The following is a 14223-nucleotide window of genomic DNA, read 5'->3' on the forward strand; positions in this document are numbered from 1 at the left end:
AAATTCGACAAAATTTGTGAAAGAATACGAAATTTCTTCTTCTCACCGAACGAACCTGTTGCATAAATACATACGGGCATTATAATATTGAAAGTAGGATAAGAAAAAAGGGAGCGATAGAATCGTGTCAACAAACTTAATTATTATACTAGCCGTAGTTCTAGCATTCATCGGCTACTCTGTATGGATGTTTTTCTATCAGAAGAAATTGATTAAAACACTTTCAGAAGAAGAATTTCGCGCTGGCTACCGTAAAGCACAGCTTATCGATATTCGTGAAGCAGATGAATTTAACGCTGGTCATATTTTAGGTGCTCGTAATATTCCGCTATCACAAATCCGTATGCGTTACAAAGAGCTACGTAAAGACCAACCTGTTTATTTATACTGTCAAAGTGGATTCCGTACAGGACGTGCGGCTCAATATCTAAAAAAACAGGGTTACAAAGATTTCTACCAATTACAAGGTGGATTTAAATCTTGGACAGGCAGAATTAAAAAGAAATAATATTTTGAAGAACTAGCATGACTCATCAGCTAGTTCTTTTCTTCCATGTTGTTCGCAATATATGCTAAGTTTTGTTTTACTACTTCTTCATTTCTTAATTCTACATTGCGATATAACAATTGATATTCTAATCCTTTCTCTTTCCATATGAGCGTTGCAAATTCTTCCCCTTGTTCAAATTCATCCCTATTTTTAAAATAAGCAGTTGCCCCATTATTCAACTTCATCTGTTCCTGAAATCGATTTTGTTCTACAATATACGGAAAACTATAGGAAAAGTTAGCAACTGTTAATTCTATATAATCTTTTCTTCTTTTTTCCTGTTGTTTATATTTAATCGTTAAGACCGCGTTCTTCTTTCCAATTGTTCTTACTTCTCCTTTTACACCACTCATAACATCGTACGGCAAATATGTCGGAACTTTAAATGCTTCCGAAAAATATTTTTTTGTATCCTTTAACGAAATGGGACCAGATACAAGATCTACAGCTCCATCCGCATTTCCCACAAATTGTTTTTCCTCTTTCGCTGTTTGTTGGAATGAACATGAACTCAGTAACATACTAGAAAACACGAAACAAATGATTCTTTTTTTCAATTTGTTTCCGCCCTTTCATCCCGCTCCTTTTGCGAACAAAGCGTTAATATGTTGTTCATATTCGCTCCACCTGTCAACTCTCCCTTTGAAAACTTTCCCCGTTTATCTCACAGATTTTGACACAGCATTTTTATTTAGACAAAAAAAGACTTCCTGCTACTCTTACGCCCAAAATAAAAAGGTGACGCGAATAACAGTAGGTCTTTTATAACATAGATTGTGAAAAGCTTTTCAGGTCAAGCTTTTCCCATTATTTTTTTTCCATTCCTATCTATTTGCCTATATAATGAACGAAGAGGTGATACATATGGCAAATATAAAACAAATTGCGAAAATCGCTGGGGTATCTATCACGACGGTTTCGCGCGTGCTAAATGACCATCCCTACGTCAGCGATGAAAAGCGAAAACGCGTTTTAGATGCGGTTGAAGAATTAAATTATGCAAAAAATATAAATGCAGTTCATTTATTAAGAGGAAAAACATTTACAGTGGGGGTAATGCTTCCTTTTATCAACTTACCCTATTTCAGTACCATTATTGAAGGGATTGGAAATGAAGCATTGGCTGCGGGCTATCATATTAATCTTTGTCAAACCAACTATGATAGTAAGGAGGAACTTCGTGTTCTAGAAATGATGAAAATGAAGCAATTTGATGGCATGATTATTTGCTCACGTACAAGCTCATGGGAGACAATTGAACCTTATGCAAAATTTGCTCCTATTATTTCTTGTGAAAAGATAATGCATCCACTTATTTCATCTGTTTATGTTAATCATTATGAAGGATTTCGTATTGGTACAGAATACTTATTACACAAAGGACATAGTCACATCGGTGTTTGTCTAGCTCGTGAAAATAGTGCCAACACAATGCAAAGAAAACAAGCATTTTTTGATGCACTCCATTCATCTGGAAAAATGGTACATAAAAACTGGATGTTCTATCAATGCTACACGATGAAAGACGGTTCCAAAGTTATGCAAAACATATTAAAAATGAAGGAACGCCCAACTGCTATCTTTGCTGCAAACGATCAAGTTGCAGCTGGTTTATTAACGGAAGCAAAAAAACAAGGTCTACGCGTTCCAGATGATATCGCAATACTAGGATTTGATAACCACGAAGTTTCTGAAGCACTAGAAATTACAACTATTGAACATCCGGGATTAAGTATGGGATTTCATGCATTTTCAATGTTTTATAAACAAATACAAAATGAACAAATGACCATTGATTCAAAAGAGCTCTCTTTCCGATTAATTGAGCGTCAAACCGTGTAAAGAGTACCAAATTAGGTGCTCTTTTTAGAGTTTTCCTTATTGACTTTATTTTTTCTTTCTTTTATACTCAAACTAACGAACGGTAGGTAGGGGATGAAGATGACAGCAAACCGCATTAAAGCTGTAGCACTTTCTCATTTCGCACGCTATGGCTATGAAGGGACTTCATTAGCAAATATTGCTCAAGAGGTCGGGATTAAAAAACCATCAATTTACGCACACTTTAAAGGAAAAGAAGAATTATATTTCACCTGCTTAGAAGCAGCCTTGCAAAAAGATTTACAATGCTTTACAGATGATATGGAAAATTTTTCAGAATCATCTACTGAAGCATTACTTGTAAACTTATTGAAAGGTTACGCAAAGCGATTTGGTGAAAGTGAAGAATCAATGTTTTGGTTACGCACTTCTTATTTTCCGCCGGATGCATTTCGCGAACAAATTATTGAAAAAGCAAATGCTCACATTGAAAACATCAGAGAACTTTTATTTCCTGTATTCAAACGAGCAAACGAACAAGGTGAACTGCATAACATTGAAATAAAAGACGCTTTAGAGGCTTATTTATGCTTAATTGACGGTCTTATGGTTGAACTACTATTCGCAGGTTTAAATCGCTTTAAGACCCGCTTAAACGCCTCTTGGAAAGTATTTTGGAATGGTCTTTCAAAATGACGGATTGCTTACTTAGCAATGCGTCGTTTTTCAGCCCTTTACCTAACGACTGGTAGGAAGGAGAAATAATATATGGCATGGATTTATGTAATTTTAGCTGGCATTATTGAAATTTTTTGGGTGATTGGACTAAAGCACGCAACAACACCAATTGAATGGATCGGTGTTGCTCTTTTAATCGCAATAAGTTTCGTCCTATTGTTTAAAGCTTATAAAGATTTACCTGTAGGAACTGTATATGCTGTGTTTACAGGAATCGGGGCTGGCGGAATCGTTCTTACAGAGATTTTTATTCTCGGAGAACCTTTTTCAATTATAAAAGTTTTATTAATTGGTTTAATTTTCTTTGGAGTAATTGGTTTAAAACGAGTAACAGGTGAACAAGAAGAGAAGGAGGCTGCATAAAATGGCATGGGTATTTTTAATTATTGCTGGTATTTGTGAGATTGTTGGTGTACTGTTTATGAAAGTAGCCACTGAAAAGAAAGGCTGGGCACCAAAACTTATTTTAATTGCTAACTTCGGCGTAAGCTTCTTCTTCTTATCACTAGCAATGAACTCGTTACCGATGGGAACAGCTTACGCGATTTGGACTGGAATTGGGACTGCCGGAAGTGCGCTGCTAGGCATTCTTTTATTCCGCGAATCAGCTGATTGGCGTCGTCTTGCCTTTTTAAGCTGCATTTTATGCGGGGCAGTTGGCTTAAAATTAATGAGCTAACGTGGGGTGATCGTCATGTGGAAAGCAAAAGGAAAACAAATCCTAACTGGGATTATACTCGGAATCGTTATTCTACTGCAAATAAGCTTTCATATTATAGAATGGCTATTTCATAAAGCAATTTCTGTTCTTACATTCCTTCCGAACATGGCGCTTGAAATTGCATCCATCGTTTGGTCGATAATTGCCTCTATTACAATTCTTATCATTTGGAGTATCGCCAAGATTTGGGGCAAATTAAGTAAAAAAGACAGTTCTTCCGAAAAGTGAAGTGACTGTCTTTTTTCACCCTTAATGATTCCTATATTTTGGATTTTTAAAGAAATTCGATACAATAAGGCATAGTATTCCAAGAATAAAAACACTAGTACCGATAATATTATTCACCTTTTTAAACATATCAATATCCGAGTAAAAATCAAGCATACTAAGATTTAAGGAAAGAACAATGCAGATTTCATTAATATTCTCCCTTTTAACCTCTGTTTCCTCATTACATGTCTCTTCCCCATTTTTTCAAATCTAACTATATCTTCACTCCTTTAGGGCATACTACACAAAAAGGAGCTGATTACATGCAAAATTCCATACATAAACATATCCTATTGTTATTTTTCTTATTTCTTTTCTTTGTTATATGTTTCAGCCTCATATTACATGCGCCAAAAGATATGCCGAGCACCGTTTCTGTTTATAAGTTACTTCTGTGTTATTTCTCTTATTGAAAAAAGGTGTCTTATAATGAGATACCTTTTTATAAAATCCCATCCAAAAACAACGCATATACATATAATTACATCAGCTATAGTAACAAACTCCTTATTTTGGACAAGAAAAAAAGACCAACAATTCCCTGTTGGTCTTCCATATATGTATCACTTCTCAAAGCGATCTAACATTTCGTCTCTCATCCCAAAACTAACAACCGCAATTCCTATGTACATAAAAATAAGAAATGCCGGATGCACCGCATTGTACCAGCTGCTATCAACAATTAAATATACCGTTAATGCCACAACAAGTACAAACGCTAAAATAAACATATAAAAGTGTCTTGTACTACCCATAATAAGCTCCTCTCTTCTCACTTCACCATTCAACAGTATATTTTATCGAATAATTCGATATGACTCAAGGTTAACTTTCTTTTATATAATCAAGTTCTACCTTTACAATGTCATCACAAGCTATTGAAATAATTGTTCCTTGTTTATCAATCGCCGTCACTTCTTCGTTATCCATTACACGATGTGCTACACGTTCTAACATTTTCCCATGATCTCGATAACAAAATTCCTTTATATCTTTAATCGTTTTACCGTTTTCTAAATGATACACCATCCTGTAACACTTATAGCCCATTTCCTCACCCCAAATTGTTCGTTTTTTCACATATACATAAAAATGAGTTATGTCTCTCTCATTACGCCCTCTTAATTTCAATAAAATTCTAACAAAAATACACAATTTTATCAAACCGACTTTTTCAACAAAAAAGCCTAAAAAACAACTTTCCTCTACACTGTTACATAAAACATAAAAATTATTTACATTATTTTCATAATTTCTGCACAAATTCTCCACAAAAAAAAGAACCCGCGTATAGCGAGTTCTTTTCATTTCACATGTACTCAAACTTGTACAGGAGCTGGCTTTTGATAACGTAACACTGGTTTACGAGCAGCCATTGTTTCATCAAGACGTTTAATTACTGTTGTATGTGGTGCTTCTTGTACAACTTCTGGATTTTCTTCTGCTTCTTTTGCGATTTGAATCATCTTATCAATGAATCCATCTAATGTTTCTTTTGATTCTGTTTCTGTTGGCTCAATCATAATACATTCTTCCACGTTTAACGGGAAGTAAATTGTTGGTGGATGGTAGCCAAAATCAAGCAGACGTTTTGCGATATCTAACGTACGTACGCCAAGTTTCTTTTGACGACGTCCTGATAATACAAATTCATGCTTACAATGTCTATCAAATGGAAGATCGTAGAATGGTGCTAATCTTCTCATCATATAGTTTGCATTTAATACAGCATATTCTGTTACTGCACGTAGACCATCTGGACCCATAGAACGAATATACGTATAAGCACGAACGTTGATACCAAAGTTTCCATAGAATGGTTTCACGCGTCCAATCGCTTGTGGACGATCGTAGTTAAAGTGATAGCCATTTTCTGTTTTCTCTAAAATTGGTTTTGGTAAGAACGGAATTAAATCTTCTTTTACACCTACTGGGCCAGAGCCCGGGCCACCGCCACCATGTGGACCTGTAAATGTTTTATGAAGGTTTAAATGTACAACGTCAAATCCCATATCGCCAGGACGTGCTTGGCTTAATACTGCATTTAAGTTCGCACCATCATAATACAATTTCCCACCCGCATTATGAACAATTTCTGCCATTTCTAAAATATTTTCTTCAAATAAACCAAGTGTATTTGGATTTGTTAACATAAGTGCTGCTGTCTCTTCATTCACAACACGTTTTAAATCTTCTAAGTCAACAAGGCCATTTTCATTTGATTTAACTGTAATTGTTTCAAAACCTGCTACTGTTGCAGATGCTGGATTTGTTCCGTGCGCAGAGTCAGGAACAATAACTTTTGTACGGTTATAATCACCATTTGCTTCATGATATGCACGGATTAGCATTAATCCTGTCCATTCCCCATGTGCACCAGCTGCTGGTTGAAGTGTAACAGTATCCATTCCTGTGATTTCAATTAAATGTTCTTGTAAGTCATACATTAATTCCATTGCACCTTGCACTGTTTTTTCATCTTGAAGCGGATGAATGTGTGCAAACCCTGGGAAACGTGCCACGTTTTCGTTAATTTTTGGATTGTACTTCATCGTACAAGATCCTAATGGATAGAATCCAGAATCAACACCGTGATTACGGTTTGAAAGCGCTGTGTAATGACGCATAATGTCTAGTTCAGATACTTCTGGAAGCTCTGCATCTTCTGAACGAATATAATCGTTCTCAAACACATCTTCTAATTTCACTTCTTCTACATCTAATTGGGGTAAGCTATATCCTACGCGTCCTTTTCTACTCATTTCAAAAATAAGTGCTTGGTCTTGGTTCTTCATTGGATAGCCCCCATTTCGTTTACAAGTGTGTCAATTTCTTCTTTTGTACGAAGTTCTGTTACAGCTAGTAGCATATGATTCTCTAATTCTTTATAATCACGGCCTAGGTCGTAACCACCGATAATATTCTTTTGTACTAATGCATCATTTACTTCTTGTACTGGACGTTTGCAATCTACAACAAACTCATTGAAGAATGGTCCGGCAAATATTACAGTAAATCCTTTTTCTTCAAATTGGCGTTTTGCGTATTGTGCCTTCGAAATGTTTTGGCGTGCCATTTCTTTCACACCTTGTCTTCCAAGCGCTGTCATTGCTACAGATGCCGCTAATGCATTTAGTGCTTGGTTTGAACAAATGTTAGATGTCGCTTTATCACGACGAATATGTTGCTCACGAGCTTGTAATGTTAATACGAAGCCACGTTTGCCATCTGAATCCACAGTTTGTCCTACAAGACGTCCTGGAATTTTACGCATAAATGTTTTCGTTGTTGCAAAATAACCGCAGTGTGGTCCACCAAACTGTGTTGGGATACCAAATGGTTGTGCATCACCGATGACAATATCAGCACCCAATTTCCCTGGTGGTGTTAAAGCACCTAATGATAATGGGTTTGAAGAAACGATAAATAATGATTTTTGCTGATGAACGATTTTTTCAATATCAGCTAATTTTTCCACTTGTCCGAAGAAGTTTGGATATTGAACAATTACACAAGCTACTGTATCGTCCACTTCACTGTGTAATACGTCTAAATCTGTTACACCGTTTTTATAATCAATTTCAACAACTTCAAGATGTTGACCTTTTGCATATGTTTCAAGTACCGCTCTTGATTCTGGATGAACTGCTTTAGAAACAAGAATTCTCTTTTTACGAGTATGACCTGCAGCTAGCATCGCTGCTTCTGCTAATGCCGTACCTCCGTCATACATAGAGGAGTTTGCTACATCCATTCCTGTTAATTCACAAATCATTGTTTGAAATTCAAAAATTGCTTGTAATTCTCCTTGTGAAATTTCAGGTTGGTATGGCGTATACGCTGTATAAAATTCTGAACGAGAAAGAACATGATCAACAATTACTGGAGCATAATGATCGTATACACCTGCTCCTAAGAAAGATGCATATTCTTTTAAGTTGGCATTTTTACGAGCCATATCAGACAGTTCTTTTAAAAGTTCTGGTTCTGACTTTGCTTGTTTAATGTTTAAATCCCCTTTGAAACGAACACTTTCTGGAATATCAGAAAATAATTCATCGATCGTTTGAACACCGATCGTTTGTAACATTTCTTTTTTGTCTTCTTCTGTCATTGGAAGATAACGATGCAACATGAAATCTACCCCTCTCCCCGTTACTTTGAACGTTTGTAAAATGGTGTTGGAACAACTACTGCTTTAACACGTTTATTACGAATCTCAATTTCTACTTCTGTATCAACTGCTGCGTATTTTACATCAACTAATGCTAAACCAATACTTTTCTTTAACGTTGGAGATTGTGTACCACTTGTAACTTCCCCGATTTTTTCTTCGCCTACATATACAGGATAATGTGTACGAGGAATACCGCGTTCAATTACTTCGATGCCGACTAATTTACGAGGTGCACCGTTTTCTTTGTATTCTTTTAATGTTTCTTTTCCAAAGAAATCTACTTCCTTATTTGTTTTTACTGCAAAGCCAATTCCAGCTTCAATTGGTGTAATATCTTTTGATAGTTCTTGACCATAAAGTGGAAGCGTTGCTTCAAAACGAAGTGTATCACGAGCTCCTAAACCACATGGTTTTAAGCCGTCTTCTTCTCCAACTTCAAGAAGTTTCTCCCAAAGTTTTGCAGCGTCTTCACTCTTGCAGTAAATTTCAAATCCATCTTCACCTGTATAACCAGTGCGAGATACAAGTGCAGGGGTACCGTCTACAAGAACTTCGTTTTTAAATTTAAAGAACTTAATCTCTTTTAAATCTTCTGACACAACTTTTTGTAAAATGCCTTCTGCTTTTGGTCCTTGAATTGCAAGCTGTGCAATTTCACTAGAAACATTGACTACCTTCGTATCGCCAATTACATGACTTGCTAACCATTCGTAATCTTTCTCGATATTCGATGCGTTGATTACTAATAAATAGTCTTCTTCACCACGCTTGTAGATTAATAAATCATCTACAGTGCCACCATTTTCGTAACACATTGCTGTATATTGTGCTCCTCCTACCTTTAAGGTAGAAACATCATTTGTAACAACACGTTGTAAAAATGCTAAACTATCTGTACCTGTGACTTCAACTTCTCCCATGTGAGACACATCAAACAGACCCGCTGCTGTACGAACAGCCTCGTGCTCTTCTTTAATGCTTGAAAATTGAACTGGTAATTCCCAACCACCAAAGTCGATTGTTTTCCCACCATACTTCGCGTAAACATCAAATAGCGGTGTACGTTGTAATGTAATCATGTTCTTTCCCCCTTATGCTGTCTATGACAAATCATTAAAAGTTGGCTTCCCGTATCTAAACATTTTTTATTCAGAAAAGATGGGATATACGGAATCTCAATGTATTTTTTTATGAAAGCGTAAATAAAAAAGTACTTTCTTGGATAAAATACGAAAGATTCCACACATTTCACAACATTATCCTAACATTTTTCGATCTATTTCATCAATATTCTAGCATAAAAAATAATTTGGAATTTTTTAATCTTACACTTACGAAAATGACTTCACCTAAAAACGCTAGAAATTAACGTTCTGGTGAAGGGTATAACAATAACCGTTTTAGTTTACAGAAGGTGGGAGAGTTTTAATGAATGTCAATATTTCCGTAGATCGGACTTGGAAAAATAATTTTTTAAAACGAATTGATGAGGACGGCCCTTGGACAAATTGGGAACTGTATAATTTAGCTTATGAAACAGAAAGATCGTTGCTTGTCCCTACATTTGATGGCTTGCAAGCACCAAAACATTTATCCCACTTCACACCGCTTCCTCATCAGTTGGAAGTCGCACAAACTGTGATTGAACAAATGAATGGAAAGGCAATACTAGCAGATGAGGTTGGACTTGGAAAAACAATTGAAGCGGGTCTGATTTTAAAAGAATATATGGTGCGAGGTCTTGTAAAAAAAGTATTAATACTCGTTCCTGCTTCCCTTGTTTCACAGTGGGCATATGAGTTGAATACAAAATTTTTTATCCCCGCTGTTGCTCAGAGGAAAAGTTATTCATGGGAGCAAGCTGATGTTATTGTTTCATCAATTGATACAGCAAAACGTTCACCTCATCGTGACATCGTTTTAAACTTAGAATATGACCTTATTATTATTGATGAAGCACACAAACTTAAAAATAACAAAACAAAAAACTATGAATTTGCACAACGACTGAAAAAGAAGTTTTGCTTATTACTAACTGCAACACCTGTTCAAAACAAAATTGATGAAATTTTCAATCTCGTTTCCTTATTAAAACCAGGACATTTAGGCAATCAATCTAACTTCGAGGAATATTATGCATCGAAAAATCGCTCAGCAGAGTCAGATGAAGATTTAAAAGCGCTCATTAATAAAGTGATGGTAAGAAATCGGCGAAATGGTACAGGTATCGAATGGCCGAAAAGGCATGTTCGCACAATATTTATTGATTTTAATGAGGAAGAGCAAGCGTTATATAATGCAATTGAAAATTGGAAAGGACAAGACGCTTTTACCTCTGCCTTTTCATCATTAACTTTGAAACGAGAAGTATGTAGTAGCCGTGAAGCAGTTTATTATTCACTCAAAAAACACGTGGAAAAAAGGCAAAAAGAAAATGTGAATTATATATCAGACCCATATATCGATGTTTTAATGGACAAAATCAACCATATTCCTTTTAATTCAAAAGCAAATCAAGCACTAGAGCTTATAAAAGAAATTAATGATAAAGTCGTCATCTTTACAGAATACAGAGCAACGCAAATGTATTTACAATGGTTTTTAAAACAGCATGGTATTTCATCGGTTCCCTTTCGAGGTGGATTCAAACGAGGAAAAAAAGATTGGATGAAAGAACTCTTCCAAAATCATGCGCAAGTGTTAATCGCAACTGAAGCAGGCGGTGAAGGGATTAACCTACAATTTTGTAGCCATATGATTAACTATGACTTGCCTTGGAATCCGATGCGGCTTGAACAGCGCATTGGACGTATTCATAGGCTTGGTCAAAAAAATGATGTTCATATTTATAACTTAGCAACGAAACATACAGTTGAAGAACATATTTTAAAACTTCTATATGAAAAAATTAATTTATTTGAGCGAGTCATCGGTGAACTTGATGAGATTTTAACAAGGATCAATATGAAAAATATCGATGCACATATTCAAGAAATTTTTGCAGGGTCAAAGAGCGAAGGAGAAATTCGAATCAAGATGGAAAATTTAACATCCATCATCGACTTCGCGAAGAGAAACGAAGCTGAGGTGCAAGGTTATGCAGCAACATGAAATTCATAATTACTTATGGGATTTTTTCGAAGCAAACGACTGTGAGATTTCCCAGCGTTCCCCTCATCTACTAGATGTACAATTAACAATTGAGATGGATAAACTATTGATGAATCGACCTTTTTATTGGCATTACCTCGAGAAAACAGGTGGTATCCCAAATCCAATGAAACTTACTCTCATTACAAACCCAGAGAGTGACGGTGAGGAAGGTGAGCTTATTCACTATGGCTCCCCTCGTCTACATCAAATTTTTCAAACAACAAAAGAACTCGGTTCATACATACGCTTATTCGAAGAAGTGAATTTAGGTAGTACAACTCATACACCACTTCACCCATGGCTTGGCGTCAATGTAAAAGTATGTTATCAATGCGATCGAAAGAAAGACATGCTTCATTCCATCGGGATTCATCTTATTTCTGGAACGATGATTACAAACTTTCATGAAACATTAGCGAAAATTCGGCTCACACCAAAAATACCGGATTTCAGTTTTACACTCACTCCAATTATTAAACCGCAAAGTGGACTACAGCGAATAGAAGATGCATTAAAAAACTTCATCGCAGCAGATGATCATACATGGGCTGAAGAAGCACGGGTACGTTGGAACCATGATTTATCGCTTCTTAATCGCTTTTATGAGGAAAGTGAAGAGCTTCCCGAAAGCTATGAAATAGAAAAGCAAGCCTTACAAGAACAATACGAACCGCGGATTACAATGCAAATTATAAATGGCGGACTCTTCTATGTAACCGCTAAACATTTTTTTCATGAGAAAAGCCCCTTCATATGAGAAGGAGCTTTTCTTATATTTTCCCATTATACTTCCGGCCATCATTATGTTCTTGTTGCTGTTTTTCTGTCATTCGCTTTTGATATTCCCTATCTTTTGCACTCACATGGTTTGCATCTGTTGGAAGATTCTTTTTTGAACGTCCTACGCCATTACTCATTTTTTTCACCCCTTATGTTTTTCAAATTCATTCTTATTGTCAGCTAGTGGTGCAATCCTTATACAAAAATAAGAGAAGCTTTTCGCTCCTCTTATTCCTTCACATATTTTTGAAACATATCGTGTAAGCCTTGATTTACAAGATAAGAGATCTGTTCGTCAGATTTATGCGGATAACGATCACGCAACCTGATAGATGCTTTCACCATTAAATTTTCTAATACAGAACGGCCACCTTCACCATAAATAATTTCAGCATATTCTACAAGCCTTCCATCTTCTATTGTTGCTGGATTATGATTGAAGAAAAATTTACTCATTGTCTCCACCTCTCTCTTTGATAACGTTTACATTTATATAGATTATTTATGTTATTTATTTCACAATATTGTATGCATGTATAGATGATTAGTTTCATTATAAAACAACATGACGATAGGAATAACTTAAGTTTTCGTCAATTTTGTGAACAAACCCTTAAAAATGAAAGCGTTTTAATTATTATATACTAAAAAAGATTACCACGCTAGGGGCAATCTTTTTTATTTCTACTAAATTATGACTTTTGCTTCATTTCGTACACGCTCAAAACGTTTCCGAAACATTAACCTACCACTTGTATACAAGTTCTCAAATTAAAATCACCACCGCGAAGAAGGGAAGATGATTTCACGTGTTTGCTTCTTTTTCTGTTTTTACTTGGCATGAGGTAGGAATAAACTCTAATTACTTCTATGCATCGCTAAATCCTCTCTTTCAACTAAAAAGAAGTAGGATATCGTTTATTAACTTTAATTATCAACTAATCCTGTACAATATTCAGAAATTATATTGTAAAATATATCTATTACTTAAGGAGGTCTATAATGAATCAAAATAAGAAAGCCATATTCGATATTGTCTTTTACCTCGTCTTCCCTTTTGTCATTTGGAAATTTGCAAAAGCACATATTGATCCTTATTATGCAATGCTTATTTCCTCGGTACCGGGAATTCTTTATACACTGTACTGCTTTAAGAAAGAAAAACAGTTCAACGTTACAGGGTTCTTTATTTTGATTACCCTCATTGCTAACACGACAGTAGACATACTATCTGGCTCTGCTGCGCGAATGCTTTGGAACGACGCATATTATCATATCGTACTCGGCTGCATTGTCATCTGTACAATCTTTATTAAAAAACCGCTCATGTTATATTTCGCTGCTGATATCGCAGTCTTGCAAGGACATGACCGAGATAAAAGTCGCGCTCTTTACCGTGACAAACGTATATATCCGGCCTTGAAATATTTAACACTATTTTTCGGTCTCCAATTCATTTTAAAAAGCTTTTTAAAAATCTATTTCATTTCTGTTTTTGGTGTAGAAGGATATGGTGAAATGCGAGCAATCATGACCGCTGTTGGCTGGGGGATCTCCATATGTATTGGAATAGGATTTGTATGGGTTAATAATAAAATATACGCAGTAACTGAACAAACAGAATCTACACAATAAGTTGGAAACTATCAAAAGAAATAATAAAAATTCCCCAGTGCAATATTGCACTGGGGAATTTTTATTAGGTCTCTCTGTTGAATCAATGACAAGTATACACCCATCGCCAAAATTGCCCTATACCGCCCTAGTATATTTACTAGTGGTAAATCATTCCACTCATTTATTAACTTGATTGCTTTCTTTTCTTCTTTACGTTTTGATAAAACAAAGCAGCACTAAGTGGTATCATACCAAACCATCTGTTTAAAAATGGCGCTTTTTCAGAGCGGCGTTGTTGTTTTTTCTGCTTTCGATCCTCTTTTGGAGCATCCATATATGATACAAATTGTTGCGTTACAAAACGCACATAATCATTAGTAGACATATTATCACCTC

At 35.7% G+C, this 14223-nt stretch carries 19 protein-coding genes; 10 read left to right on the plus strand and 9 right to left on the minus strand.

The annotated features are described in order from the left end of the window. The first annotated feature begins 124 nt into the window (after positions 1-124). Positions 125-508 carry a rhodanese-like domain-containing protein gene (locus tag BLV40_RS03500; protein ID WP_026589965.1) on the plus strand — a complete coding sequence of 128 codons (384 nt, stop codon included), beginning with the start codon at positions 125-127 and terminating at the stop codon, positions 506-508. A 29-nt stretch (positions 509-537) separates the two neighbouring features. On the opposite strand, the gene BLV40_RS03505 is transcribed toward BLV40_RS03500, so the two are convergent. Next, positions 538-1083, minus strand: coding sequence for a hypothetical protein (locus BLV40_RS03505; protein WP_035414449.1), 546 nt, complete (start codon positions 1081-1083; stop codon positions 538-540). A gap of 331 nt (positions 1084-1414) precedes the next feature. On the opposite strand from BLV40_RS03505, the gene BLV40_RS03510 reads away from it, so the two are divergent. The 5 genes from BLV40_RS03510 to BLV40_RS03530 all read left to right on the plus strand — a co-directional run bounded on the left by BLV40_RS03510 (position 1415) and on the right by BLV40_RS03530 (position 4058). Further along, positions 1415-2392: a LacI family DNA-binding transcriptional regulator gene (locus BLV40_RS03510; RefSeq protein ID WP_090687467.1), complete on the plus strand. Its 978-nt coding sequence runs from the start codon at positions 1415-1417 to the stop codon at positions 2390-2392. 93 nt (positions 2393-2485) lie between these two features. Further along, positions 2486-3067 carry a TetR/AcrR family transcriptional regulator gene (locus tag BLV40_RS03515; RefSeq protein ID WP_026589962.1) on the plus strand — a complete coding sequence of 194 codons (582 nt, stop codon included), beginning with the start codon at positions 2486-2488 and terminating at the stop codon, positions 3065-3067. 72 nt (positions 3068-3139) lie between these two features. Next, a complete protein-coding gene (locus BLV40_RS03520; protein ID WP_090687471.1) occupies positions 3140-3472 on the plus strand; it encodes a DMT family transporter in 333 nt (110 codons plus the stop codon). Between the two features lies 1 nt (position 3473). After that, positions 3474-3788, plus strand: coding sequence for a DMT family transporter (locus BLV40_RS03525; RefSeq protein WP_026589960.1), 315 nt, complete (start codon positions 3474-3476; stop codon positions 3786-3788). Between the two features lie 15 nt (positions 3789-3803). Beyond that, positions 3804-4058 (plus strand): DUF3975 family protein, encoded by a 255-nt coding sequence (locus BLV40_RS03530; protein ID WP_026589959.1) that lies wholly within the window; start codon positions 3804-3806, stop codon positions 4056-4058. A gap of 605 nt (positions 4059-4663) precedes the next feature. Here BLV40_RS03530 and BLV40_RS03540 read toward each other — a convergent pair. From BLV40_RS03540 to gcvT, 5 genes are all read right to left on the minus strand, one after another. After that, positions 4664-4855, minus strand: a complete 192-nt coding sequence (locus BLV40_RS03540) for a hypothetical protein (RefSeq protein WP_026589958.1) — start codon at positions 4853-4855, stop codon at positions 4664-4666. 70 nt (positions 4856-4925) lie between these two features. Beyond that, positions 4926-5150, minus strand: a complete 225-nt coding sequence (locus BLV40_RS03545) for a DUF3929 family protein (RefSeq protein ID WP_026589957.1) — start codon at positions 5148-5150, stop codon at positions 4926-4928. A 269-nt stretch (positions 5151-5419) separates the two neighbouring features. After that, a complete protein-coding gene (gcvPB, locus tag BLV40_RS03550) occupies positions 5420-6895 on the minus strand; it encodes an aminomethyl-transferring glycine dehydrogenase subunit 2 (RefSeq protein WP_026589956.1) in 1476 nt (491 codons plus the stop codon). Then, entirely contained in the window at positions 6892-8235 is a 1344-nt protein-coding gene (gene gcvPA, locus BLV40_RS03555; protein WP_090687476.1) for an aminomethyl-transferring glycine dehydrogenase subunit 1, read from the minus strand. The genes gcvPB and gcvPA overlap by 4 nt, the downstream gene beginning before the upstream one ends. A 20-nt stretch (positions 8236-8255) precedes the next feature. Further along, positions 8256-9356 carry a glycine cleavage system aminomethyltransferase GcvT gene (gene gcvT / locus BLV40_RS03560; RefSeq protein WP_026589954.1) on the minus strand — a complete coding sequence of 367 codons (1101 nt, stop codon included), beginning with the start codon at positions 9354-9356 and terminating at the stop codon, positions 8256-8258. Positions 9357-9705: 349 nt separating this feature from the next. Here gcvT and BLV40_RS03565 point away from each other — a divergent pair, with 349 nt between their 5' ends. Then, positions 9706-11388, plus strand: coding sequence for a DEAD/DEAH box helicase (locus BLV40_RS03565; RefSeq protein WP_090687479.1), 1683 nt, complete (start codon positions 9706-9708; stop codon positions 11386-11388). Next, positions 11375-12187 (plus strand): YqhG family protein, encoded by an 813-nt coding sequence (locus tag BLV40_RS03570; protein ID WP_090687482.1) that lies wholly within the window; start codon positions 11375-11377, stop codon positions 12185-12187. The genes BLV40_RS03565 and BLV40_RS03570 overlap by 14 nt, the downstream gene beginning before the upstream one ends. A 13-nt stretch (positions 12188-12200) precedes the next feature. On the opposite strand, the gene BLV40_RS28385 is transcribed toward BLV40_RS03570, so the two are convergent. Next, positions 12201-12347 carry a hypothetical protein gene (locus BLV40_RS28385; protein ID WP_000064866.1) on the minus strand — a complete coding sequence of 49 codons (147 nt, stop codon included), beginning with the start codon at positions 12345-12347 and terminating at the stop codon, positions 12201-12203. 91 nt (positions 12348-12438) lie between these two features. Then, complete coding sequence (locus BLV40_RS03580) at positions 12439-12666, minus strand: hypothetical protein (RefSeq protein WP_026589951.1); 228 nt, start codon at positions 12664-12666, stop codon at positions 12439-12441. 84 nt (positions 12667-12750) lie between these two features. On the opposite strand from BLV40_RS03580, the gene BLV40_RS29725 reads away from it, so the two are divergent. Both BLV40_RS29725 and BLV40_RS03590 read left to right on the plus strand, forming a co-directional pair. Then, entirely contained in the window at positions 12751-12858 is a 108-nt protein-coding gene (locus tag BLV40_RS29725; RefSeq protein ID WP_307802265.1) for a GTP pyrophosphokinase, read from the plus strand. Between the two features lie 354 nt (positions 12859-13212). Continuing rightward, positions 13213-13845: a VC0807 family protein gene (locus BLV40_RS03590; protein WP_026589950.1), complete on the plus strand. Its 633-nt coding sequence runs from the start codon at positions 13213-13215 to the stop codon at positions 13843-13845. A 166-nt stretch (positions 13846-14011) separates the two neighbouring features. Here BLV40_RS03590 and BLV40_RS03595 read toward each other — a convergent pair whose 3' ends face one another. Next, on the minus strand, positions 14012-14212 hold the full coding sequence (locus BLV40_RS03595) for a YqzE family protein (RefSeq protein ID WP_026589949.1): 201 nt from the start codon (positions 14210-14212) through the stop codon (positions 14012-14014). Between the last annotated feature and the right edge of the window lie 11 nt (positions 14213-14223).

The sequence above is a fragment of the Bacillus sp. 166amftsu genome (assembly GCF_900107445.1).
GTDB lineage: Bacteria > Bacillota > Bacilli > Bacillales > Bacillaceae_G > Bacillus_A > Bacillus_A arachidis.